Genomic DNA, 22,839 nt, shown 5'->3' on the forward strand with positions numbered 1-22,839 from the left:
CGGCGTCGGTCACGAAAAGGTCACGACGACCCTCCGCACGCGCGACGGTATCGTGCCGCCAGCTTCTCGTGATGGTCGGCGACGGCACCCAACTCGACCCGCAGCGCATCGGGCTCGATCACCGAGAAGTCGGCGTCGAAGGCATGCATCCAGCGTGCGATGGAGGCCAGTGACGTGGAGAAGACCCGGAGTTCGCACGTCGTCTCGTCGGCGGACTCGAGGGTGCCCCACGCTTCCGACATCATCGGTGCCACCTCGGCGAGTGGGGCGTGGATGCGGACCCGGGCCGAGGCCTTCCGGTACACCGACCCGATGCTGCGTTCCAAGAACTCCGCGGCGCCGCCGTCGGGGAGTTCACGAGGCGAAAACCGGGGTCCGGTCGGCGTCTTGGGTTCCATCCGATCCACCCGGAAGGACCGCCAGTCGTCACGGTCGGGATCGAAGGCCACCAGATACCAGCGCATCCCGTTGCGCACCAACCGGTAGGGCTCCACATCGCGCCGGGACTCGGTGCCGTCGCCACGGCGATAATCGAAGCGCAGCCGCTCGCGCCGATGGCAGGTGGTGGCGATGTCGGTCAGTGTCTCGGCCGTCACCGCGCCCGGACCGGGTTGGCGCGGAACGGCTTCCAACGACAACGCGTCCAGCCGGTGACGCAGGCGCGACGGCATCACCTGCCGGAGTTTGCTCAACGCGCCCGCCGAGGCCTCGGCCATGTCGGCCACCGGTCCGGTGGTCACCGCGTCGAGACCGAGCGCGACGGCGAGGACCTCCTGATCGTCGAGCAGCAGCGGTGGCATCTCCGCCCCGGCACCCAGCCGGTAGCCGCCGCCGACGCCGACCGTCGCATCGACCGGATAGCCGAGTTCACGGAGTTTGTCGACGTCGCGGCGGACGGTGCGGGTGGTGATGTCGAGGCGGTCGGCGAGCTCCTGCCCCGACCATTCCTGCCGCATCTGCAGTAGGGACAGCAGGTGCAGCAATCGGGCCGAGGTTTCCAACATGGAATCCATGGTGCCCCAGATCGCGGACGATCACTGTCCGCATTCGGCCTCTGCGATCACCGTCGGTGCCGACCCGTCAGCCGCCGCACTGGGCCGCGGGGATGTTGGTGGTCGGGTCGGTGGTGTTGTCGAGCCACTTGCCGTAGGACTGTCCGCCGAGCTGGTTGCGCAGTCGGCAGATGTCGTCGATCGTCCGGCCGGCCACCTGATAGACGGCGTAGATGACGTTGCCGTTGTCGTCGCGACGACGCAGCGACGAGCACGACTGGTCGGTGCGCAGGTAACTCGAGCCGGGATAGGCGTCCAGGTAACCCTGCACCTCGCTGGCCCACGTCGCCTCGTTGACGGCGTTGCCGACGACGACGATGCCGGTGCCGTCGCAGGCGGGGGTGCTGATCGGCGTCGACAACCCGAGATCGAAGGCGGCCCGTCCGGTGGGGGCCGCGGTCGTGGGGGTGGCGGTGGTGGGAGCGATCGTCGTCGGTGCGGTGGTCGCGGCCGGCGTCGTGGGTGCCACGGTGGTGATCGCCGGTTGCGTCGTCGTCCCGGCCGCGCCGGGCACCTGGGTGTCGGCGCCGCCCCCGGAATCCGATCCTCGTACCAGCGCCCACGCGCCGATCCCGATTCCGGCCACGAGCAGCAGCGCGATGATGATCAGGATGATCAGCACCGGTGAGGTGCGGCGTGGTGGGGCGGCCGGCGCCGGATAGGTGTAGTGCCCGGTCGGAGCGTATGGGGCCGATTGGGTGGCGAAGTGTCCGCTCGGGGTCGGCTGTGGTTGCGGCGCAAACGGCTGCGACGGGAAGGGTTGGGACGGGGCGGCCTGCGGTGGGGCGGTCGGGGGTGCCGACGCGTAGGCGCCTGCGACGGGTGTGCTCGGTTTGTTGAGTTGAACCGGGCCGGGCGCCTGGCCGCCCTGAGCGGGACGCCCGGCCGGTGACGGTGCCGGACCGCGGGTCGACGGTGCCGAGCGGCCGGACGGGGTCTTTCCCGGCGAGTCCGGTCCGGACGGGGTCATGCCGAACGGGGTCATGCCGGTGCCGCCGCCGACAACGGGACCGGCGGGCAGGATCGTCGGCCGGGAGATCCGGTGATGCCCGGTGGCACCCTCGTAGGCGGCGCGCGCGGCGTCGATCAGCGCCCCGGCGGTCGGGAAGCGGGCACCCGGTTCCTTGGCCATGCCGCGCGCGATGACCGGGTCGATCGGTGATCCCAACTGTGGTGGGTCCTGGTTCAGGTGTGCGGCGATGAGCTGTTCGAAGGTGGTCGCCGACGCGAAAGGCTGTGAGCCGGAGAGCGTTTCGTAGAGGACACAGGCCAGGGCGTACACGTCGCCGGCGGCGCCGACCTCGCCCGGGCCGAACCGTTCGGGTGCCATGTAGGCGAACGACCCGATCGCGGCGCCGGCAGTTGTCAGTCGGGTGTCGGTATCGGCTTGTGCCAGACCGAAATCGGCGAGGTAGGCGAAGTCGCGGGTGTCGACGAGGATGTTGTCGGGTTTGACGTCACGATGCACGAGGCCATCGGCGTGGGCGGCATCGAGGGCCTCGGCGGCCTGGGCGAGGATGGCCACCGCGCGGGTCGGTGGCAGTGCCCCTTCACGATTGAGGATGCCGCGCAGATCGGTTCCGTTGACCAACCGCATGTCGATGTAGAGCAGTCCGTCGATCTCGCCCCAGTCGTGGATGGGGACGACATGCGGATCGTTGAGCTTGGCCGCGACGCGTGACTCGCGTTCGAATCGGTCACGAAAGGTGTCGTTGTCGACGAGATCCGGATTGAGGAGTTTGAGGGCGACGACCCGGCCCTTGCGGTTGTCGGTGGCCCGATACACCTGCCCCATGCCGCCACGCCCGAGCAGTTCCCCGATGGAGTAGGGCCCCAGGGTGGTCCCGGATCGATCCGAGATGGCTCGGTCGTCGGTGCTCATCGGCTCATGCCGTCCGCGGGTGCCGGCCAAAGAACTGCCAGATCAGCTGGGTGGCAGCGACTTTCGTTCCCGGTCCGGTGGCGGTGGCCAGTCGTGCGCCGGGCCAGCCGTGGCCGGCCCCGGTGATCCGGTAGTGCACGATCTCGTGGCCGAGGGCGGCGCAGAGCGGGTAGTCGACGATCGTGGTGGTCGCACTGAGGGGGGCCTGCACCGGAGCCGGTAGACACGCGTTTCGCCGGGACCACGCGGTGAGGACGTCGGGGATCGGTGTGTAGCGCTCACCGAAGCGGACGCCACCGTCGTAGTGGATGATCGGGTCGGAGGTTCCGTGAAAGTCGATGACCGACAACGGAGGTGCGCCGGCGCCGGTGCGTCCACCCGGGCAGGCCCGCCAGGTCTGGTCGTAGTAGGCGCCGTTGACGATCGCGTAGGCGGCGAATTCCCCGGACAGTCGGCACGTCAGCATGGACACCAGTCCGCCGCCGTTGGACCGCCCGACCGCGAAGGTCCGGTTGCGGTCGACGCAGAAGCTCGCGCGGATCTCGCGCAGCATCGTCGAGGTGAAGGCCACGTCGTCGGCCTTGGGCGAGGAATACGGGGCACCCTGCCACGACGTGGTGGAGTCGGTACCGATGGTGGCGTCCGGATAGATGACGATCGCGGGCAGATCCGAAAGCCCGGTGTAGCGCTCGAACTTCGGTGACTTCTCGCCGTGACCGTAGAAGGCGAGGACCAACGGGAAGGAACTGCGTCCGGTGTATCCGCGGGGCACATGCACCCGATAGGTCCGCGTCACACCACCCACCCGGGTGGTGTGTGTGGTGTCCGCGCTGGGGACGCGGTTGCCGCCACATCCGGGCGTCACCGCGGATGCCGGCGAGGCGACACCGAGCAGTCCGAGCACGACACCGAGAATGAGCGTGACGGCCGTGAGGGCACGCAGCATGGCGATTCGCGGCAACCCTCGGTGACTCCCGTACACGCGTCTCAGACTAGGGCATGACCGGCAGTCGGACCGCGAGTAGTCCCAGGTCACCCGAATGGGGGACAGGGCTGCGGGACCGGGTGATCCGCGCGACGGCCTGCATCGGCCACGCCGTGGGGCGTAGCGTCACATCGTCAGCCCGACATTCCCACCAGCCCCATGAGCGGAGACATGATGCCCACCACCACACTGCCGGCCACCGACCTCGTCCCGGCGCTGATCGGTGAGTGGGCGGCACTGCGAGCACTCGCCGCCGACCTCGACGACGCGCAGTGGTCGGCGCCGTCGATTCTTCCGGGCTGGACCAACGCCGACATCATCGCTCACATCGTCGGCACCGAGAGCATGCTCGACGGCCGCGATGTGACCGCGCCGGACGGGCTCGCCGACCGCGATCACGTTCGCAATCCGATCGGCGAACTGAACGAGAAGTGGGTCGAGCACTTCCGCACGCAGTCACGCGCACAGGTACTCGAGGCATTCGACGAGGTGATCGCCGCCCGCACCGCGGCGCTGACGGCGATGACCCAGGCGGAGTTCGACGCCGACGCGCTCACCCCGGCAGGCCCCGACACCTACGGCCGATTCATGCGCATCCGGGTGTTCGACTGCTGGATTCACGAAGTGGACCTGCGCGACGCGACGATCGGTGGGGCGCCCGACGAGGCGGCGACGGCCTGGGTGCTCGACGAGATCTCCGCGTCGCTGCCCTTCGTCGTCGGCAAACGTGCCGGCGCACCCGACGGTACGACGGTGGTCTTCGACATCACCGGGCCGGCCGCGCGCACGATCCGGGTCGCGGTGAACGGGCGTGCGGGGCTGGTGGATTCGTTCGACGGTGGTGACGATTCCGCCGACGTCACGCTGCGCCTGGAGGCCGCGGATCTGGCGCGCCTGGCCGGGGGACGCACCTCGGCCGACCGGGAACGGGTCACCGTGATCGGCGATCAGAACCTCGGGACGGCGATCCTCGACCGCATGGACTACGTGATCTGAGCCCACTCGACGGGATAGAGCGCCCACTCGACGGGATAGAGCGCCCACTCGACGGGATAGAGCGCCCACTCGACGGGATAGGGCGCCCAGTCGACGGGATAGAGCGCCCACTCGACGGGATAGAGCGCCCACTCGACGGGATAGGGCGCCCAGTCGACGGTTATGGGTCGTGCCGGGCGCCGCGGCCGAACGCGCGGGCCTGTTCGCCCGCGATCACCCGGGCCGGAAGGGGATCGCTGAGCAGCCGGCGAACCAGGGCCGCCGACGGCTCCACCGGGGTACGGGAGCCGACCACCACGACGTTGCCGGTGCGTCGGCCCTTGAGCATGGCGGGGTCGCCGACGAGCATCACGTGGCCGAATACCTCCGCGACCGCCGCGACGTCGGCGCGGACGAGCGTCAGGTCACGACCGTCACCGCAGTTGGCCAGGTAGAGCCCATCCGGGGTGAGGACCTCGGCGACCGCGGCCACGAACTCGACGGTGGCCAGATGGGCCGGGGTGCGGTCGCCGGCAAAGGCATCGCGGACGACGACGTCGCGGGTCCGCGGCTGCAGCGACTCGGTGACCGCACGGGCGTCACCGACCCGGATGCGCAGCCGCGGCGCCCTCGGCAGCTCGAACCATTCGCGGACCAGCCGGGCCAGTTCGGCGTCGACCTCCACGGCGACGTGCCGGGACTCCGGATACCGGTCGGCGAGGTAACGCGCCAGGGCACACGCCGCGCCACCGAGATGAAGCACGCGCACGCGGTCCCCGGTGTCGAACCGATCGTCGATGACCGCGGCCATCTGCCGCAGATACTCGAAGTCGAGCACCGTCGGATCGTCGGGATCGATGTGTGAGGAATGCGCGCCGTTGATCTGCAGCAGCCATCCGCCGGAGATCGGGTCCGGCGCCAACTCGGCGGTGCCGGTGTCGATCGGGTAGGTGCCGGCGATCGGGACCGGACGTGCGTGTGCCATGAGAATCCGAAGTGTATCCGCTGGCGTAGTAGCGTGGCGCAGGTGAATCTGCTGCTGCTGTCCTGGGGCTTCGGTGCGGTCCCCGGGTTTCTCGCCGACACCACGGGAAAGTCTCTGTCGCAGTTGACGATCGGCTACATCGACGACGCCAAGATCCCCTACGCCGACCCCTCCTGGGCGAAACCGGAACGCGACCGACTTGTCCGGCTGGGCGCGACGGTCGTCGATCTGTCCGGGGCGAAGCAGGAGCAGGCCGAATTCGCCGCGACGATCGAGCGGACCGACGCGGTGTACGTGGCCGGCGGCAACACCTTCGCGCTGCTGTGGGCGCTGCGGCGGGCGGGTGCCGAACAGATCCTGGACGGCCGTGTGCGCGAGGGACTTCCGTACATCGGCTGCAGCGCGGGGTCGGTGATCGCGGGACCCGACATCTCCCCGGTGGAGCGGATGGACGATCCGGGCGAGTCGCCGGGACCGGTGGACCCGCACGCGTTGGGGTGGATCGACACCGTCCCCATTCCGCACGCCGACGGGCAGATACCGATCTATCCACCCTCGATGATCGAGTCCGTGCGGCGCGATTACGGAACCGACCACGACCTCACCATGATCGCCGACAGCGAGGCGCTGCTGGTACGCGGTGCCACGCGCACACTCGTCGCCTCCGCCGACTGATGCGGGCGTTCCGGCCGTCGCCGAGCGGCCTGGTGCTCGGTTATCTCCTCGATCGTGCCGTCGGCGATCCCCGTGGGTTCCATCCCGTCGCCGGACTCGGCGGTCTGGCGGCCTCCCTGGAATCGGCGACCTACGCCGACACCCGCACCGCCGGGGTGGTGCACTGCGCACTGTGCGTCGGCGCGGCCGTGGCGGCAGGCGCCGGTGCGGGTGTGCTGGTGGCCGACCGCCCGGTGGTGCGGGTCGTGCTCACCGCGACGGCCACCTGGGCGGCGCTCGGCGGAACCACCCTGACCCGCGTCGGCACGCAGGTGGTCGACGCGCTCGACGACGACGACCTCGCCGGTGCCCGCGGCCTGGTCCCGAGTCTGTGTGCGCGTGACCCCGACGCGCTCGACGCGGCCGGGATCTGCCGGGCCGCCACCGAATCGGTCGCCGAGAACACCTCGGATGCGACGGTCGGCCCGTTGGTGTGGGGAGCGCTCGCCGGTGTTCCGGGCATCGTCGGGTACCGCACCGCGAACACCCTCGACGCAATGGTCGGCTACCGCAACGATCGATACCGGCGGTTCGGGTGGTGTTCGGCCCGCGTCGACGATGCGCTGAACCTGCTACCGGCGCGCGTGTCGGGGATGCTCGTCGCGCTCATCGGTCCCGATCGTGCGGGCGCGGTGCGAACCTGGCGGCGTGACGCGTCGGCGCATCCGAGTCCCAATGCCGGGGTGGTGGAGGCGGCGTTCGCGGGGGCGCTGGGTCTGCGGCTCGGCGGGCGTACCGTCTACCCGCACCGCGTCGAGCAGCGGCCGGTGCTCGGCGACGGACACCCGCCGACGACCGCCGATCTGGCTGCGGCGGTGCGGCTGTCGCGTCGGGTGCAGGTGGGTGCGGTGATCGTCGCCGCGGCGCTCGCGTGGACCCGGGTGCGAGCAGCAGAGTCGCTCAGCCGCCGTAGCGTTCGGTGAGTTTGTCGCGGACGGTCCCGGTGGCGTGTTCGGTGTCGGGTCCGGCGCCGATACCGACCGGAGCGGTGTCGTCGAAGGGTGCGGGGTCCGCTGCCGGTGCGCCTGCGGCGGAACGCAACTCGGCGCGCAACTGTTTGCGACGTTCGGAGCGCGACAGGGGTGGCGGCGTGAGCGGTGCAGCCGGCTGCGGCCGATCGCCGAGTGGTGTCGGCGTCGCGTCGGGACGGTCGGGGTCGGGGCCCGCTGCCGGCGGCTGGGCGGCAGCCGCCTGCGCCGCCGCGGCCCGGCGCCGCTGCCGGATCTCGGAGAAGATGAAGTAGCCGGCGCCCAGCGGTGCCATGATTCCGAACGCCAGCCACTGCAGGCCGTAGGAGAGGTACGGACCCGAATCGAGCTGCGGCAGTCCGATATCACCGAGCGCGCCCGGCTGACCGGGCGACAACATCAGATAGAACGGGTCCATGGCGGTCCCGGTCGCCGCCGACAGCTGCGCCGGATCGATCGTGTACACCGTCAGCGCGCCGCCCTCGACCCGGGCGCCCCGCCCGTCGGAGGTGCCCTCGGCGGCGCGGATACGCGCGGTGATCGTCGTCTCGCCGGCCGGCGGCGGCGGGATGACCGGGGTGGAACTCTGGTCGGGTCGGACATATCCGCGGTCGACGACGAGGACACGATCACTCCCGGCGACGCGGAAGGGTGTCAGCACCTCGATGGCCGGCCGCTCCTCCACCGACCGCAGCCGGACCAGTGCCTGCTTGTCGGTCAGAAATGACCCGGTGACGGTGACTTCGCGCCACTCGGTCTTCGGGGCGAACGGCGCACCGGGCGGGGCGAGCTCGCTGATCGGCACCGGATCGATGGCCACCGCGGACTTGATCAGGTCATTGCGTTCCGAGGTCGCCGTGTTCTTGCCGAGCTGCCAGGGTGCCAGCAGCATGAAACAGGCCGCCGCAAACGCCACCACGACGATCGACAGGGCGATCCACCCCGGCCGAATGCTACGTAGTGCGCGCATGGTTCAACGGTACCGAGAAGCGGTCCGCGCGTTGTGCCCGGATTCGTGCGACGCCGCTACTAAGCTGTTCCAATGCGTGACTTTCTCTGCCGGCGGTGCGGCCAGCGCCTGACGTTCGAGAACAGTCTGTGTCTGCACTGCGGGAGCGCGCTGGGATTCTGGCCGGCCGCCGGCACGATGGTGCTGCTCGATGGTTCCGGGCACGCCGTCATCGCTGGGACGAGTGTTCGTCGATGCGCCAACAGTGTTCGTGCGCAATGCAATTGGTTGGTGCCGAAGGATCATCGCAGCGCCTTGTGCGCGTCCTGTCGGCTCACCCGGACCCGCCCCCGCGACGAGGACATCCGCGCGGTGGCGGTCTTCGGGCAGGTCGAAACCGCCAAGCGCCGAGTCATCTGGGAACTGTCCGAACTGGGCCTGCCGATCGTCGCGCGCGCCGACGATCCGCGTTCCGGACTCGCCTTCGACCTCCTGTCGAGCCGAGATGTGTCGGTGATCACCGGGCACTGCGCCGGTGTGATCACCCTCGATCTGGCCGAAGGGTATCCGGTGCATCGGGAACGTCAGCGCGTCGAACTGGCCGAGCGCTACCGCACGGTGATCGGACACTTTCGCCACGAGCTGGGGCACTACTACCAGATGGTGCTCGTCGACGAGGCCCCCGATCCGGCCCGGGCGGCCGAGTTCCGGCGGCTGTTCGGTGATCCCGATGCCGACTACGACGCCGCGCTGCGTCGTCACCACTCCCGAGGTGCTCCGCGCGACTGGTCGGCGAGTCACGTGTCCGGGTACGCGACGATGCATCCGCGGGAGGATTTCGCCGAGACATTCGCGCATTACCTGCACATCCGCGACACCCTCGACACCGCGGCGCGCTTCGCGATGGCGCCGTCGGAGGCAGCACTCGACGAGACGCCCGCCGACGTCGCGGATTTCGACCGGCTCATCGCATGCTGGTTACCGACGATCTGGGCGTTCAACCAGATCAATCGATCGATGGGGCACAGTGGCCTGTATCCGTTCGTGCTGGCCGAACCGGTCGTCGAGAAGATGCGGTTCGTGCACGACCTCACCCTCTCGGAACGGGTCGCCGAGCACGCACGAACGGCCTGATCGCCGGGCGCCTCAGTCGCCCAGGCGGTCCCGGACCCAGTCGAGGAGTCCGGGCATCGCCGCCTCGATCTGGCTGCGGGTGACCGCGAAATCCTCCGGTGTGCCGTAGTACGGATCGGACAGATCGAGATCGTCGGCGGGTGCCGCCGGGTCGAAACTTCGCAGCAGTCGGGTCCGATCGCCGAGCCGTTTACGTTCGAGTTCCTTCACGTGCCCGGCGTCGGCGGCGACGAACAGGTCCGCATCGATGTGCTCCGGGCCCAGCTGGGCGGCGACGTGACCGTCGGGGTAGCCGTGGGCGAGCAGTTCGGTCCGGGCACGGTTGTCGGCGGCCTCGCCGACATGCCAGCCGCTGGTTCCGCAGCTGCTCACCTCGACGCGGTCGGACAGGCCGGCGTCGAGTAGCGACTGGGCGAAAATATTCTGTCCCATCGGGGAACGGCAGATGTTGCCGGTACAGACGAAACAGACGTGGAGTAGGTCAGACACCGAGTACCTCGCGCAGATCTTCCATCGACTCGACGCTCCAAGAGGCAGCGTCGCGCTCGCCGGGCAGGGCATACCCCCAGCCCACGATGACGGTCGGGATGCCGAATCCGGCAGCACCTTCCACATCGTGGGATCTGTCGCCGATCATCACCGCCGGTTGCTGCGGTCGGTGTGTCTGCGGGTCGAGCGGTATGCCCAATTGTGCCAGCGCATGGGCGATCACGTCGGACTTGTGACGCCGGGTGCCGTCATCGCTGGCACCGGCGATCACCCGGAAGTTGGCGGAGAGCCCGAAGTGATCCAGGATGGCCCGCGCGGTGTTCTGGTTCTTCGACGTCGCGACGGCCAGTGTGCGTCCGGCGGCGTACAGGTCGGCCAACAGTTGCGCCATACCGTCGAAGACCGCATTCTCCAGCCAGCCGACGTCGGTGTAGCGCGCACGATAGGCGCGCATCGCCGCATCGGCGGTCTCCTCGTCGAGACCGAGCGCCATCAGTGTGTCGATCATCGGGGGGCCGGCCACGCCGGCGACCACACTCTCGGGTGGCGGTGGCGCACCGACCTCGGCGAGTGCATGTCGGAAGCTGTTGGCGATCCCGGTGAAACTGTCGGTGATCGTGCCGTCGAGGTCGACGAGCAGGACGGTACCCGGGTCGGCAGGGTTCGGTGACCCCGCAGCGCTCGGAGACCCTGCAGCGCTCGGTGGTTCTGCGGCATGGCAGGGCTCGGTGGTCGTGGGTCGCTCGGTGGTGGACGACTCTGGGTCTGGCCGGGACATCACCCGTCCATGGTGCACGTAGTCTCTGACGGTATGACATCGGGGCTGCACGCACTCGACCGCCACGGCGATCAGGAGGCCGGCGACGGCATGCTCGACTTCGCCGTCAACGTCCGCGGCCCGGCGCCGTCGTTCGTGCGGTCGGCGATCGGGGTCACCCTCGATGACCTGGCCCGATACCCGTCGCACGCGGCGAGCGCGCGGACCTGCGCGGCGATCGCGAATGTGCACGGACGTGCCACCGACGAGGTGATGCTGCTGGCCGGTGCCGCCGACGGCTTCGAGCTGTTGCCGAAACTCGGCGTGCGCCACGCCGCACTCCTGCAGCCGTCGTTCACCGAACCCGAATTGGTGCTGCGTGCCGCGGGGATCGCGGTGACGCAGGTCGTGATCGACCCGGCGCAACCGATCGATGCCGACGTCGCGTCCCGCATTCCCCCCGATGCGGACCTGGTGGTCGTCGGCAATCCGACCAACCCGACGTCGATGCTGCACGACGCCGACGGGCTGGCGGGGCTGCGTCGTCCGGGTCGGGTGCTCGTCGTCGACGAGGCCTTCGCCGACCTGACCATCGACCCGGTCAGCGGGCGCACCGAACCCCAGTCCCTGGCGCATCGTCGGTTCGACGACGTGATCGTCGTCCGCAGTGTCACCAAGACCTTCGGGCTGGCGGGGCTGCGGGCCGGTTATCTGCTGGGTGCGCCGGACCTGCTGGCCCGCCTGCAATCGGGGCGGCGGGCCTGGCCGTTGTCATCGCCGGCGCTGGCCGCGTTGGCCGCGTGTGTGTCCGAGCAGGGGGTGCGGTTCTGCGCCGAGCAGGCCATCGCGGTTCGCGCCGAGCGTGACCATCTGGTGCGGCGGCTCGACGAGATCGGGGTGTCGGTGAGTGCCCCGCCGTCGGCGCCCTTCGTCCTGATCGAGCTACCGCACGCATTCGCCATCCGGGAGTCGTTGCGCAACAACGGTATTGCGGTGCGAAGCGCTGCGAATTTCGTCGGTCTCGGCGACGACCATGTGCGGTTGGCGGTGCGGCCGGCCGACCAGGTCGACCGTCTCGTCACGGCGTTGGAGCGGGCGCGAGAGGAGATCTCCGTTGGCCATTCATGAGGATGTGCCGGTGACGGTCGGTGCGGTCGTCGAGGTGCTCGAGGCGGCCTATCCACCACATCTGGCCGAGACATGGGACGCCGTCGGTCTGGTGTGCGGGGACCGCGCCGAATCAGCGGGTCGGATCCTGGTATGCGTCGACGTCACCGACGACGTCGTCGATGCGGCGGTCGTCGGCGGATACGACATGATTCTCGCGCACCATCCGCTGCTGCTGCGCGGCGTCGAATCGGTGGCTGCCGACACCGCCAAGGGCCGCATCGTGCACCGCCTGATCCGAGCCGGGATCGCGCTGTTCACCGCCCACACCAACGCCGACAAGGCTCGCCCCGGTGTCTCCGACGCGCTCGCCGACGCCCTGGGTCTCCTCGACACCCGGCCCGTCGACGCCGAACCCGTTGCTCGCCTCGACAAGTGGGTGGTGATGGTGCCCGAGGGCAATGCCGAACAGGTCAGCGAGGCGATGTTCGCCGCCGGCGCCGGACAGATCGGCGATTACCGCGACTGCGCGTGGACGGTGGTCGGCGTCGGGCAGTTCGAGGCGCGCGACGGGGCGAATCCGACGATCGGTGAGATCGGGGTGCGCGAGCGTGTCGACGAGGCACGGGTGGAGATGGTGGCGCGCCGGGGTCTGCGGGCCGCGGTGCTCACCGCCCTGCGTGCGGCGCACCCGTACGAGGAACCCGCCTTCGACGTCATCGAAATGGCGTCACTGCCTTCTGAACTCGGACTCGGACGGATCGGGCGACTACCGAAGCCGACGACGGTCGGGGAGTTCGCCGCCGACGCCGCCCGGGTGTTGGGCACGCCGTGGGGTGTGCGGGCCACCGGTGACCCCGACCGCCGGATCGAGACCGTCGCGGTGTGCGGTGGCGCCGGCGACTCCTTGCTCGACGCGGTGCGCCGCGCGGGCGTCGATGCGTATCTCACCGGCGATCTCCGGCACCATCCTGTCGACGAGTCGCTGCGCGCCGGTGGGCCGGTGCTCATCGACGCAGGACACTGGGCCACCGAATTCCCGTGGTGTGCTCAGGCCGCCACACTGATCGCCGCGGCCACCGGATCGGCGGTCGAGGTGTACACCACTCCCACGGATCCGTTCACCGTTTGCGCACCGTGACGTCGCGGCGCGTAGCGTGAACGTTCACCCAGACAGACGAGGGCGGCCCGGGGAGGCTGCCACGTCCATGACACGCCGCATCCATGACACACCGCACCCATGACACACCGCACCCATGACACAACGTCCATGACACAACTTCCATGACACAAGGAGACACCCGATGAAGGTCGATGCCGCCCGGCAACGACTCCTGCTCGAGTTGGCCGATGTCGACGCCGGACTGGCGCGGCTCGACCACCGCGCCCGCAATCTGCCCGAGGATGCCGAGATCGCCGAGGCGACTCGCGGCATCGACGCCGCCCGCGACGATCTGGTGCGCGCGGAGATCTCCGCCGAGGACCTCGATCGGGACTATCGCAAGATGGACAGCGAGATCACCGGTATGCGGGATCGGGAGCAGAAGGATTCGGCGTTGTTGACCGCCGGAGGCCTCGCCCCCAAGGCGCTCTCGGAGTTGCAACACGAGCTGACCGGGCTCGGACGTCGCCGGCAGGTGCTCGAGGACGATCTGCTGGAGCTGATGGAACGGCAGGAGGCCGTGGTCGCGGAGCAGGAGCGCGCCTCGGCGACCGTGGCGCATCTCGAGACCGAGCTCGCGGCCCTGCAGGGTCGGCGCGAGGAGGCGCTCGCCACGGTGACCGCCGATCGGGAGGCCCTCGACGCCCGGCGCGCCGACATCGGTGCCGAGGTGCCCACCGAACTGATGCCGATCTATGACCGCCAGCGGGCCGCGGGCAAGGTCGGTGCCGGTCTGCTGCGGGCGCGGCGCTGTGGTGCCTGTCGGATGGAGCTCGACCGCGGCACGTTGTCGGCGATCGGTGCCGCCGATCCCGACGAGGTGATCCGGTGTGAGGAGTGCGGTGCGATCCTCATCCGTACCCACGAATCCGGTCTGTGAGCACCCGGCCGGTGAGCGCTCCCTCCTGGCAGGGACAGATGGCCGCACCCACCCGCCTGGTGCTGGTGCGGCATGGACAGACGCCGTTGTCGGTTGAGCGCCGCTACTCGGGGCGGGGTAATCCGGCACTGACCGGGCTGGGCGTCGCCCAGGCCGCCGGTGCCGCCGAACGCATCGCGCTGGAATCCGAGGTGGCCGCTGTCATCAGTTCGCCGCTGGAGCGGACGCGGGCGACCGCGCAGGCCATCGTCGATCGCGTCGGCGGTGAGGTCATCGTCGACGAGGGCTTCGTCGAGAACGACTTCGGCACGTGGGAGGGCCTGACGTTCTCCGAGGCCAAGGCCCGTGACCCGGAGATCCACGCGCGGTGGCTCGGCGATTCGTCGGTGCCCGCACCGGGAGGCGAGAGTTTCACCCAGACCGCCGAGCGTGTCATCGCCGCCAAAGAACGGCTACTCGGACAGTTCCCCGGTCAGACCGTGGTGGTGGTGTCGCACGTGACGCCGATCAAGTCACTGCTGCGGCATGCGCTCGACGTCGGCCCACAGTTGCTCTTCCGATTGCACCTCGACCTCGCGTCGGTGTCGGTGACGGAGTTCTTCCCGGACGGTGGTGCGGTTGTGCGGTCGGTCAACGAGACCGCCCATCTGCGCTGACGGCGCTCGGTTCTGCACTCACGGCGCTCGGTTCTGCACTGACGGCGCTCGCCATGTTGTCGACGGCGCTCGCCATGTCGTTGACGGCGCCCAGAATCGGCGCAGCGGCGGCTCGGGGAAGGGCGAACGAGTCGGCGTGTAAGCCGGATCCTGTTCCGACCATAGGTCGGCGGCGACCATCCATCTGGGCACTCCGTCGCCGGGTACCTCAAGCGGCCCACCCGCGGGCTGGGGCGAGCAGCCCTCGTAACACCCGCGCACACGCACCCTGCGGTCCGTGCTTCGGCCTTGCTCCGGGTGGGGTTTACCGAGCCGACGCGGTCACCCGCATCGCTGGTGCGCTCTTACCGCACCGTTTCACCCTTACCGACCTCGCGGTCGGCGGTCTGTTCTCTGTGGCACTGTCCCGCGGGTCACCCCGGGTTGCCGTTGACAACCACCCTGCTCTGTGGAGTCCGGACTTTCCTCGGCGCCTGGCGTTTCCAGTGACTGGTCGTCCCATGCGCCGCGGCCGCCCGGCCGACTCGTTCGCCCGTACAGGATACGCCGGGCGCAATCGGGGACTGATAGGTGCTGTCGCCGAACACGAGAGCGCCGGCAACGAGGGAGGCAGCGTCGTCAACGAGATGGCGTACGCCGGATTCCGTGGAACCGGCGCGGCGCCGCGGTTAGGGTCGGGGAGTGCAACGCAGATTCTCCGCGCCGGATATCGATTTCGACGCGATCCGCGGCGAACTGGGTGTCTCCGAGGATTACGGCGAGGCCGCACTCGACGAGGCGGAGAACGCGGTCGACCGGCACGCCGACGAACGCACCGACGACACGCATATCCCCTTCGTCACGATCGATCCTCCCGGCTCGATGGATCTCGATCAGGCGGTCCACATCGAGGCCGTCGGTGACGGCTTCGTCGTCCGCTACGCGATCGCCGACGTCGCGGCCCTGATCGAGCCGGAGGGGGCGCTCGATCAGGAAAGCCGCCGCCGCGGCTCCACGATCTACTTTCCGGACCGATCGGTGCCGCTGCACCCACGGGTGTTGTCGGAGGGCAGTGGTTCGCTGCTGCCGGAGGTGACGCGGCCGGCAGTGCTGTGGACCATCGCGGTGGCCGGAGCGGGTGAGGTCACCGATGTCGACGTCCGACGCGCGACCGTGCGGTCGGTGGCCCGACTCGACTACGAGCAGGTCACCGCCGACGCCGCCGCAGGGGCGCTGCATCCCTCCATCGTCGACCTGCCGCGATTCGGCGAGCTGCGCCGTCGGGTTGCGTTGTCGCGCGGTGCGATCGAACTCGACCTGCCCGATCAGGAAGTGGTGCGCGACGCCGCCGGGTGGAGTCTGCGGCTCGCTCCGCACACCGCGGCGGACATGTGGAACTCACAGGTCTCACTGTTGACGGGGATGAGCGCCGGACAGATCATGGCCGCCCACGGCGTGGGATTGCTGCGCACCCTGCCGCCCGCACCGGCCGAATCGGTCACCGACCTTCGTGCCACCGCCGCGGCCCTGCGTGTTCCGTGGCCGTCGGAGGCGACTCCGGGCGAATTCCTGGCGTCGCTGCCGCCCGACGAGCCGACGACCCTCGCGCTCATGTCCCACGCGGGCGGACTCATGCGCGGGTCGGGATACCTCGCCCTGACCGGATCCGAAACGACCGACGCGGCCCCGGAGTCCATGGTGCACGCGGCGATCGGCGGGGTCTACGCACACGTCACCGCTCCGCTCCGCCGCCTCGGGGACCGGTTTGCGACCGAGGTGTGCCTGGCGGTCACCGCCGGAAAACCGGTGCCCGACTGGGTGATCCGCGCGCTCCCCGCCCTGCCCAAGGTGCTGCGGTCGGCCGACGCCCTCGGCTCGGCCGCCGACCGGGAGAGCATCGACCTGGCCGAGGCGATGGTGCTCGCCGACCGCGTCGGTGACCGATTCGATGCGGTCGTGCTGTCCGCCGCGGAAGCGAAGAAGCCTGCGCGCATCTTCATCGACGACCCGGCCGTGATGGCGCGCTGCGACGGTACGCCGCCGCAGGCCACGCGCATCACGGTGCGGCTCACCACCGCCGATCCGACGCGCCGCACCGTCGGGTTCGCGCCGGTCGTCTGACGCGGAGTCGTTGCGCTACAGCGCTTTCGCGGCCGTGCGATACGCGGCCAGGGCACGTTCGCCCGCGGCCTCCTGGAGCGTGTCGATCCGGCCCAGGAGGAACATGTCCCGCCCGCTGAGCGTGGTGGTGGTGTCGACGATCTCGCTCAGCCGGGCGCGGTTGATGCGGGTGTCGTTGTAATCGCCGAGTGCCGACTGGATCTTCTTCGCGACAGCGGCAACCTTTTGATACTTCTTGATCTGCAGCGGTTCTCCGGCATCGGTGGCATAGCGCAGCTTCTTGGCCCGCTTGCGGATCACGTGCAGTTGCTCCTGCCATTCGTGCGAACCCTCGGTGAGCGAGGCCAACTCGGCCTGCGCCTTCCGAATCTTCTTGCGGTTCTTGGTAATCGCGGCACCGACTGCCGACGATGCGGGTATGTCGGCGTCCGGGCCGGCCGGCGGGTCGGTGATCAGGGCGTCGATGTCGTCGAGGAGTGTGAAGTACCGCTGGGAGTTCATCGCGGCGTGGGCGGCCCGGATCGCCCGATCGTGGATGGCCGATTCGGTGTCGGTGAGTGCGGCCGCCAGGGTTTCGGACGGTTCGAGCCCACGCAGCAGGTTCGTGTCGATCTCCAGTTGGACCTCGGAATCCCGGGCCTCGCCCAGAATCCGTGCGAGCAGCTGCAATTCGTCGTTGAGGTGGGCGGTGCGGTCCGGGTCGAGCACGGTGGGGAATCCGCTGAGGATGCTGCGGATGCGGCGGGTGGCCACCCGCATCTGGTGGACCGCGTCGTAGGCGTCGACGCGCACCTCGGGATCGTAGGCGATCAACGCGTTGCGATGAATCGCGAGGTCGGTGACGACCAGTTCCAGTGCGGTGGGGCGCTTTCCGAGCCGCGGCTCGGAGTGGACCGGGGTGGAGCCGATCGCCCGCGCGAGTTTCGACGCACTCGACGGCTCGTGTGCGCCCGCCGCGCGGAGGTGCTTGTGGGCGGCCTTCAACAGTCGTGGGGTGCCGCCGGCGAGGAGTTCGAACTCCCACTCCGACCACTGCTGGATGTCGCCGCCGGGGAGCAGTGACCGGGCGGTGACGTGATCCTCGGCGAACTCCGCGAGTTCGACGTCGTCGACGCCGAGCAGCGTGGTGATGGTGCGGGTGGTCGAGATGACCGCGACCGGGATGAGGCTGCGGTGGCGGGTGAGGGCGAGCACCGGGAGCATCAGTGCGTCGGGGATGTCACCGTCGGCGGGGGCCTCGTCGAATCCGATCCGCAGTTCCTTGCGGGCACCGGGAATGTTTGTGGGCCGCTTGAGATGCCACCCACTGTCGTGCCCGCCGGTGCGGCGGCGCATGGTGATCCGGTTGCCCGCCAGATCGAGGTTGTCGGTGTCGAAGTAGGTGGCGTCGAGGGTGAAGGTCTCGGGTGTGCGTGCACTGACCACTCCCGGCAGAGCCCGCAGATCGGGGGCGACGATGCCGGCCTCGACGTCGAACTTCAGCTCTACTTCGACCTGCTCAGCGGCCACGGGTCCTCCTGTCGAGAAAACGGATATATCCGAAGTCTATGCGGTGGATCGTGGTCGCCGTCGCAGGCTCAGCGATCGGCGAAGTCGTCCGTCGCCTCGATCAGATGATGGCGAATCCCCGGTTCAAAAGAGGCATGTCCGGCGTCGTCGACGATGTGCAGCGTCGCCGACGGCCACGCCCGGTGCAGATCCCACGCACTGCGCATGGGGCACACCACGTCGTAGCGACCCTGCACGATCACGGCCGGGATGTCGGCGATGCGACCGATGTCGCGCAGCAGTTGTCCGTCGTCGAGGAAACCGTGGTGCACGAAGTAGTGGTTCTCGATGGCGGCGAAGGCGATGTCGAACCGCGGGCCGGCGTCCTCCTTGGCCGCGGCCGCCTCCGCCGGCTTGGGTACCAGGTAACTCGTCGCCTGTTCCCATCCGGTCCAGGCCCGCGCGGCGGTCGCCGCAACGCTCCGATCCTCGGAGGTGAGCAGTCGGTGATATGCGGCGACGAGATCACCGTCGCGTTCGGCCTCCGGGATCGGGGCGAGGTAGGACTCCCACTCGTCGGGGTAGATGTGGGCGGCGCCGCCGTTGTAGTACCAGTCGATCTCGCTGCGGCGCAGCAGGAAGATGCCGCGCAGGACGAGTTCGGTGACGCGATCGGGATGGGTTTGGGCGTAGGCCAGGCCCAGTGTGGAGCCCCACGAGCCGCCGAAGATCTGCCAGCGGTCGATGCCCAGGTGCCCGCGCAACGCCTCCATGTCGGCGATGAGTCCGGGGGTGGTGTTGACGGCGAGGTCGGCACCGTCGGCGATGTGGGGTCGCGACTTTCCGCATCCACGCTGATCGAACAGCACGATCCGGTACCTGGCCGGGTCGAAGAACCGGCGTTGATCCGGCGCGGTCCCGCCACCCGGACCACCGTGGACGAACACCACCGGCTTGCCGTCCGGGTTACCGGAGGTCTCCCAATAGATTTGCTGACCGTCCGTGGTGCCCAGATGCCCGACGCATAGGGCTCGATCTCCGGATAGAACTCGCGCATGTCTCGACCCTAGGGCATCGATGTGCGACTCATCGCGCGCCGACCGACGTCCTGGTCGTACGTCCGGTGCGGCGTGAGTTCGTCCGACCGGATGAAACCGGTCGGACGAACCGGGTGTGGGCGCCGGACTGCCGTAACGTGCGATGCGCTAACGGAAACGAGGCGCGGAAGGGATCACCAGTCGCCGATGATCGAACACATCCATCTGGCCGGACCGGCAGCGGTCGACGTCCTGGCCCGCCGCCGCGGCGGCGGTATCTCCATCTCCGGAAGCATCGGCTACATAGTCGCGATCATCGTCCTGATCGTGGCGATCGCGGCCGGGAAGTGGCTGTGGCAGAACCGGGAAATGGTGGCGCGCCAACTTCGGGCGCTGCAAGGACCCGGAAACCAGAACTCGATGCCGCCCAACGGGCTGCCCCCGAACGGGATGTCACCGAACGGGATGCCCCCGAACGGGATGTCACCGAACGGGATGCCCCCGAATGCGATGCCGCCCGGCTCGATGCAGCCGGGGATGATGCCGCCGGTGTCTCCGTACGGTCAGATGCCGCCCGCCCCGGCGCCGTCGGCGGGGCCGCCCATCGGAGCCGCGCCGCCACCGCCGCCGCCCCCGCCTCCCGCGTCGTCAGGTGCACCGGGCCCGGCTCCTGCTCCGGTCCCGCATGCGACGCCGGCACCGTCGGCTCCGGCCGCGTTGCCGGGCGATGTCCGGATGGCACGTGACCCGCAGACCCCTCGACACGTGCTGGTCCACATGGCCAACAACGCGCCGCAATTGCATCCGCATCTGCTGGAGAATCCTGCGCTCGAACCCGGCCTGCGTCAGTGGTTGTCCACCCGCTGAGTAATCCCCGAAGATCGCCCAACGCGACATGACGATGCCCGCCGATCACGGCGGGCATCGTCATGGTGGTATCGGGGAACTCAGTAGCTGTGCTCGGGGCCGGGGAAGACTCCGCGGCGCACCTCATCGGCGTATTCGGCTGCGGCCGAACGGAGTTCACCGCCGACGTCGGCGAAGCGCTTGACGAACCTGGCGGTGCGGCCGTGGGTGAACCCGGCCATGTCCTGCCAGACGAGGACCTGTGCGTCGGTCTCGTTGCCCGCGCCGATACCCACGGTGGGGATGGTGAGCTTGCGGGTGATCTGGCCGGCGAGGTCGGCCGGGACCATCTCCATGACGACGGCGAAGGCTCCGGCCTCCTGTACTGCGATGGCGTCGGCGATGGTCTGATCGGCGGCGTCGCCGCGGCCCTGGACGCGGAAACCGCCGAGTCCGTTGACGCTCTGCGGGGTGAACCCGATGTGGGCCATCACCGGGATGACGGCGGCGGTCAGGGTGGCGATCTGATCGGCGACGCGTTCGCCGCCCTCGAGTTTGACTGCGTGGCAGCCGGTCTCCTTGAAGAAGCGCACCGCGGTCTCGAGGGCCTGCTGCGGGCCGGCCTCGTAGCTGCCGAAGGGGAGGTCGGCGACGACGAGGGCATGCGGTGCGCCGCGGACCACGGCGCGGGCCAGCGGGATGAGTTCGTCGGTGCTGACCGGGATCGTGGTGTCGTAACCGAGGACGACGTTGGCCGCCGAGTCGCCGACGAGCAGGACCGGGATCTCGGCGTCGTCGAAGATGCGTGCGGTGGAGTAGTCGTAGGCGGTGAGCATCGACCATTTCTCACCCTCGGCCTTCATCTGGGCGAGGTGATGAACGCGGGTGACTCGACGGCGCGCGGGTGCGGCGCCGGAATCTGCGGGAGTGGCCGGTGCGGACGCACCGTAGATGGAAACGTCGGACATCGTTGTCTCTTTTCTTCCTCGAGTCCTGCGTCGGCAGGTACCCGGGCGGGTGGGACACCCCATTGTCCCATCGGATGTTCACCCACAGGGCGCCGTCGACTATGGGTTTGGTCACATCGGCGCGTCGGCGACCGACGCGAATCACGAGCTGATCGGCCGGGCGGATCGCCCCCCCGGCCGTGGTCCACGACGGCCAGGGCGGTGGTCCACGACCGCCAGGCCGTGTGTCCACGATGGGAGAGCAGTTGTCCGAATCGTGAGACGAGATGTCGAAAGTTGCAGGATGTTGCGTTCGACTTGTGAACGTAACACGGATTTAACAGGGGATCCCTAATGTCGGCGGTCATGGATCGCCAAAAGGAATTCGTGCTCCGGACCCTCGAAGAGCGCGACATCCGATTCGTGAGGCTATGGTTCACCGACGTTCTGGGATATCTCAAGTCCGTCGCCATTGCGCCGGCAGAGCTCGAGGGAGCGTTCTCCGAGGGAATCGGGTTCGACGGCTCGGCCATCGAAGGGTTCTCGCGGGTGTCGGAGGCCGACACCATCGCCAAGCCGGATCCGTCGACCTTCCAGATCCTGCCCTGGACCACCTCGGCCGGCCGGCATCACTCCGCACGCATGTTCTGTGACATCGCGATGCCCGACGGCACCCCGAGCTGGGCGGATTCCCGGCACGTGCTGCGCCGGCAGTTGAACAAGGCCGCCGATCTCGGATTCAGTTGCTACGTCCATCCCGAGATCGAGTTCTTCCTCCTCAAGGACGCGCCGCTGGACGGCAGCGTGCCCACCCCGGCGGATTCGGGCGGTTACTTCGATCAGGCCGTTCACGACGCGGCGCCCAACTTCCGTCGACATGCCATCGAGGCGCTCGAATCGATGGGCATCTCGGTGGAGTTCTCCCACCACGAGGGCGCACCCGGCCAACAGGAGATCGATCTGCGCTACGCCGACGCGCTCTCGATGGCCGATAACGTGATGACCTTCCGCTACGTCATCAAAGAGGTCGCCATCGATGAGGGCACCTGGGCGACGTTCATGCCCAAGCCGTTCAGCGATCACCCGGGCTCGGCGATGCACACCCACATGAGCCTGTTCGAGGGCGAGACCAACGCGTTCCACAACCCCGACGACCCGATGCAGCTCTCCGACACCGGCAAGAAGTTCATCGCCGGCATCCTGCATCACGCCGCCGAGATCAGCGCGGTCACCAATCAGTGGGTGAACAGCTACAAGCGCCTCATCCACGGCGGTGAGGCCCCCACCGCGGCCACCTGGGGCGGCGCCAACCGGTCAGCGCTGATCCGCCTGCCGCTCTACACCCCCAACAAGGCGTCGTCGCGGCGCGTCGAGGTGCGCAGCCCCGACTCGGCCTGCAACCCCTACCTCACCTTCGCGGTCCTGCTCGCCGCCGGACTCAAGGGCATCGCCGAGGATTACGAACTCCCCGACGAGGCCGAGGACGACGTCTGGGCGCTGACCCCGGCAGAGCGTCGCGCCATGGGATACAAGGAACTGCCCGGCAGCCTCGCCGACGCACTGCAGGCGATGGAATCCTCCGAACTGGTCGCCGAAGCCCTCGGCGAGCACGTCTTCGAGTACTTCCTGCGCAACAAGTGGACCGAATGGACCAACTACCGCAGCCTGGTCACCCCGTTCGAGCTGAAGAACTACCTGCCGCTGTAACTCCGGCGCACCCGACACA

20 protein-coding genes, 1 other RNA gene and 1 pseudogene are annotated in these 22,839 nt (G+C 69.0%); 11 read left to right on the forward strand and 11 right to left on the reverse strand.

From position 1 onward, the window contains the following. Window positions 1-20 precede the first annotated feature (20 nt). The 3 genes from ABLE94_RS03010 to ABLE94_RS03020 form a co-directional block, all read right to left on the reverse strand. Window positions 21-1,004, reverse strand: coding sequence for a helix-turn-helix transcriptional regulator (locus ABLE94_RS03010; RefSeq protein WP_348804171.1), 984 nt, complete (start codon window positions 1,002-1,004; stop codon window positions 21-23). Window positions 1,005-1,080: 76 nt separating this feature from the next. Next, window positions 1,081-2,934, reverse strand: a complete 1,854-nt coding sequence (locus ABLE94_RS03015; protein WP_348804170.1) for a serine/threonine-protein kinase — start codon at window positions 2,932-2,934, stop codon at window positions 1,081-1,083. A gap of 4 nt (window positions 2,935-2,938) precedes the next feature. Further along, complete coding sequence (locus ABLE94_RS03020; RefSeq protein WP_348804169.1) at window positions 2,939-3,916, reverse strand: CE1 family esterase; 978 nt, start codon at window positions 3,914-3,916, stop codon at window positions 2,939-2,941. Between the two features lie 177 nt (window positions 3,917-4,093). Between ABLE94_RS03020 and ABLE94_RS03025 the strand changes: the two genes are divergently transcribed. Then, window positions 4,094-4,915: a maleylpyruvate isomerase family mycothiol-dependent enzyme gene (locus ABLE94_RS03025; protein WP_348804263.1), complete on the forward strand. Its 822-nt coding sequence runs from the start codon at window positions 4,094-4,096 to the stop codon at window positions 4,913-4,915. A 160-nt stretch (window positions 4,916-5,075) separates the two neighbouring features. Here ABLE94_RS03025 and ABLE94_RS03030 read toward each other — a convergent pair whose 3' ends face one another. Further along, window positions 5,076-5,879: a spermidine synthase gene (locus ABLE94_RS03030; RefSeq protein WP_348804168.1), complete on the reverse strand. Its 804-nt coding sequence runs from the start codon at window positions 5,877-5,879 to the stop codon at window positions 5,076-5,078. A gap of 33 nt (window positions 5,880-5,912) precedes the next feature. Here ABLE94_RS03030 and ABLE94_RS03035 point away from each other — a divergent pair, with 33 nt between their 5' ends. Further along, on the forward strand, window positions 5,913-6,554 hold the full coding sequence (locus ABLE94_RS03035; protein ID WP_348804167.1) for a Type 1 glutamine amidotransferase-like domain-containing protein: 642 nt from the start codon (window positions 5,913-5,915) through the stop codon (window positions 6,552-6,554). Beyond that, window positions 6,554-7,516, forward strand: coding sequence for a cobalamin biosynthesis protein (locus ABLE94_RS03040; protein ID WP_348804166.1), 963 nt, complete (start codon window positions 6,554-6,556; stop codon window positions 7,514-7,516). The genes ABLE94_RS03035 and ABLE94_RS03040 overlap by 1 nt, the downstream gene beginning before the upstream one ends. Here ABLE94_RS03040 and ABLE94_RS03045 read toward each other — a convergent pair. Continuing rightward, the gene (locus ABLE94_RS03045) at window positions 7,494-8,531 is read right to left on the reverse strand and encodes an SURF1 family cytochrome oxidase biogenesis protein (RefSeq protein ID WP_348804165.1); all 1,038 of its coding nucleotides are present in this window, start codon (window positions 8,529-8,531) and stop codon (window positions 7,494-7,496) included. The two genes, ABLE94_RS03040 and ABLE94_RS03045, sit on opposite strands and share 23 nt — an antisense overlap. 72 nt (window positions 8,532-8,603) lie before the next feature. Between ABLE94_RS03045 and ABLE94_RS03050 the strand changes: the two genes are divergently transcribed. Beyond that, window positions 8,604-9,644 (forward strand): zinc-binding metallopeptidase family protein, encoded by a 1,041-nt coding sequence (locus ABLE94_RS03050; protein ID WP_348804164.1) that lies wholly within the window; start codon window positions 8,604-8,606, stop codon window positions 9,642-9,644. 12 nt (window positions 9,645-9,656) lie between these two features. On the opposite strand, the gene ABLE94_RS03055 is transcribed toward ABLE94_RS03050, so the two are convergent. After that, on the reverse strand, window positions 9,657-10,133 hold the full coding sequence (locus ABLE94_RS03055; RefSeq protein WP_348804163.1) for a low molecular weight protein-tyrosine-phosphatase: 477 nt from the start codon (window positions 10,131-10,133) through the stop codon (window positions 9,657-9,659). Beyond that, window positions 10,126-10,911 (reverse strand): HAD hydrolase-like protein, encoded by a 786-nt coding sequence (locus tag ABLE94_RS03060; RefSeq protein ID WP_348804162.1) that lies wholly within the window; start codon window positions 10,909-10,911, stop codon window positions 10,126-10,128. Before ABLE94_RS03060 ends, ABLE94_RS03055 begins: the two co-directional genes overlap by 8 nt. 33 nt (window positions 10,912-10,944) lie before the next feature. On the opposite strand from ABLE94_RS03060, the gene cobC reads away from it, so the two are divergent. The 4 genes from cobC (at window position 10,945) to ABLE94_RS03080 (ending at window position 14,695) form a co-directional block, all read left to right on the forward strand. Then, on the forward strand, window positions 10,945-12,018 hold the full coding sequence (cobC, locus tag ABLE94_RS03065; protein ID WP_484494644.1) for an Rv2231c family histidinol phosphate aminotransferase CobC: 1,074 nt from the start codon (window positions 10,945-10,947) through the stop codon (window positions 12,016-12,018). Continuing rightward, window positions 12,005-13,138 (forward strand): Nif3-like dinuclear metal center hexameric protein, encoded by a 1,134-nt coding sequence (locus ABLE94_RS03070; RefSeq protein WP_348804160.1) that lies wholly within the window; start codon window positions 12,005-12,007, stop codon window positions 13,136-13,138. Before cobC ends, ABLE94_RS03070 begins: the two co-directional genes overlap by 14 nt. Before the next feature lie 163 nt (window positions 13,139-13,301). Continuing rightward, window positions 13,302-14,039, forward strand: coding sequence for a zinc ribbon domain-containing protein (locus ABLE94_RS03075; protein WP_348804159.1), 738 nt, complete (start codon window positions 13,302-13,304; stop codon window positions 14,037-14,039). Between the two features lie 38 nt (window positions 14,040-14,077). Beyond that, window positions 14,078-14,695, forward strand: coding sequence for a histidine phosphatase family protein (locus ABLE94_RS03080; RefSeq protein WP_348804262.1), 618 nt, complete (start codon window positions 14,078-14,080; stop codon window positions 14,693-14,695). Window positions 14,696-14,818: 123 nt separating this feature from the next. Here ABLE94_RS03080 and rnpB read toward each other — a convergent pair. Further along, an RNA gene (gene rnpB, locus ABLE94_RS03085) (RNase P RNA component class A) lies at window positions 14,819-15,222 on the reverse strand. A gap of 154 nt (window positions 15,223-15,376) precedes the next feature. Between rnpB and ABLE94_RS03090 the strand changes: the two genes are divergently transcribed. Continuing rightward, window positions 15,377-16,795: an RNB domain-containing ribonuclease gene (locus ABLE94_RS03090; RefSeq protein ID WP_348804158.1), complete on the forward strand. Its 1,419-nt coding sequence runs from the start codon at window positions 15,377-15,379 to the stop codon at window positions 16,793-16,795. 15 nt (window positions 16,796-16,810) lie between these two features. Here the strand turns inward: ABLE94_RS03090 and ABLE94_RS03095 are convergent, their stop codons facing one another. Both ABLE94_RS03095 and pip read right to left on the reverse strand, forming a co-directional pair. Continuing rightward, window positions 16,811-18,304: a CYTH and CHAD domain-containing protein gene (locus ABLE94_RS03095; protein WP_348804157.1), complete on the reverse strand. Its 1,494-nt coding sequence runs from the start codon at window positions 18,302-18,304 to the stop codon at window positions 16,811-16,813. A gap of 68 nt (window positions 18,305-18,372) precedes the next feature. After that, window positions 18,373-19,340: pseudogene (gene pip / locus ABLE94_RS03100) on the reverse strand (prolyl aminopeptidase). 187 nt (window positions 19,341-19,527) lie between these two features. Between pip and ABLE94_RS03105 the strand changes: the two are divergent. Next, window positions 19,528-20,187, forward strand: coding sequence for a variant leucine-rich repeat-containing protein (locus ABLE94_RS03105; protein WP_348804155.1), 660 nt, complete (start codon window positions 19,528-19,530; stop codon window positions 20,185-20,187). Window positions 20,188-20,267: 80 nt separating this feature from the next. Here ABLE94_RS03105 and panB read toward each other — a convergent pair whose 3' ends face one another. Beyond that, window positions 20,268-21,134: a 3-methyl-2-oxobutanoate hydroxymethyltransferase gene (panB, locus tag ABLE94_RS03110; RefSeq protein WP_348804154.1), complete on the reverse strand. Its 867-nt coding sequence runs from the start codon at window positions 21,132-21,134 to the stop codon at window positions 20,268-20,270. 345 nt (window positions 21,135-21,479) lie between these two features. Here panB and glnA point away from each other — a divergent pair, with 345 nt between their 5' ends. Then, window positions 21,480-22,820, forward strand: coding sequence for a type I glutamate--ammonia ligase (gene glnA / locus ABLE94_RS03115; protein WP_348804153.1), 1,341 nt, complete (start codon window positions 21,480-21,482; stop codon window positions 22,818-22,820). The last annotated feature ends 19 nt before the right edge of the window (window positions 22,821-22,839 follow it).

The sequence above is a fragment of the Gordonia sp. VNK1 genome, from assembly GCF_040049135.1.
Lineage (GTDB): Bacteria > Actinomycetota > Actinomycetes > Mycobacteriales > Mycobacteriaceae > Gordonia > Gordonia oleivorans.

What these genes read in the sequence shown, in the direction of transcription:
- ABLE94_RS03040 (WP_348804166.1), top strand. Translation starts at nt 6,554, where the DNA reads ATGCGGGCGTTCCGGCCGTCGCCGAGCGGCCTGGTGCTCGGTTATCTC.
- cobC (WP_484494644.1), top strand. Translation starts at nt 10,945, where the DNA reads ATGACATCGGGGCTGCACGCACTCGACCGCCACGGCGATCAGGAGGCC.
- ABLE94_RS03105 (WP_348804155.1), top strand. Translation starts at nt 19,528, where the DNA reads ATGATCGAACACATCCATCTGGCCGGACCGGCAGCGGTCGACGTCCTG.
- glnA (WP_348804153.1), top strand. Translation starts at nt 21,480, where the DNA reads ATGGATCGCCAAAAGGAATTCGTGCTCCGGACCCTCGAAGAGCGCGAC.
- ABLE94_RS03030 (WP_348804168.1), bottom strand. Translation starts at nt 5,879, where the DNA reads ATGGCACACGCACGTCCGGTCCCGATCGCCGGCACCTACCCGATCGAC.
- ABLE94_RS03015 (WP_348804170.1), bottom strand. Translation starts at nt 2,934, where the DNA reads ATGAGCACCGACGACCGAGCCATCTCGGATCGATCCGGGACCACCCTG.
- ABLE94_RS03050 (WP_348804164.1), top strand. Translation starts at nt 8,604, where the DNA reads ATGCGTGACTTTCTCTGCCGGCGGTGCGGCCAGCGCCTGACGTTCGAG.
- ABLE94_RS03060 (WP_348804162.1), bottom strand. Translation starts at nt 10,911, where the DNA reads ATGTCCCGGCCAGACCCAGAGTCGTCCACCACCGAGCGACCCACGACC.
- ABLE94_RS03045 (WP_348804165.1), bottom strand. Translation starts at nt 8,531, where the DNA reads ATGCGCGCACTACGTAGCATTCGGCCGGGGTGGATCGCCCTGTCGATC.
- ABLE94_RS03075 (WP_348804159.1), top strand. Translation starts at nt 13,302, where the DNA reads ATGAAGGTCGATGCCGCCCGGCAACGACTCCTGCTCGAGTTGGCCGAT.
- ABLE94_RS03080 (WP_348804262.1), top strand. Translation starts at nt 14,078, where the DNA reads ATGGCCGCACCCACCCGCCTGGTGCTGGTGCGGCATGGACAGACGCCG.
- panB (WP_348804154.1), bottom strand. Translation starts at nt 21,134, where the DNA reads ATGTCCGACGTTTCCATCTACGGTGCGTCCGCACCGGCCACTCCCGCA.
- ABLE94_RS03025 (WP_348804263.1), top strand. Translation starts at nt 4,094, where the DNA reads ATGCCCACCACCACACTGCCGGCCACCGACCTCGTCCCGGCGCTGATC.
- ABLE94_RS03010 (WP_348804171.1), bottom strand. Translation starts at nt 1,004, where the DNA reads ATGTTGGAAACCTCGGCCCGATTGCTGCACCTGCTGTCCCTACTGCAG.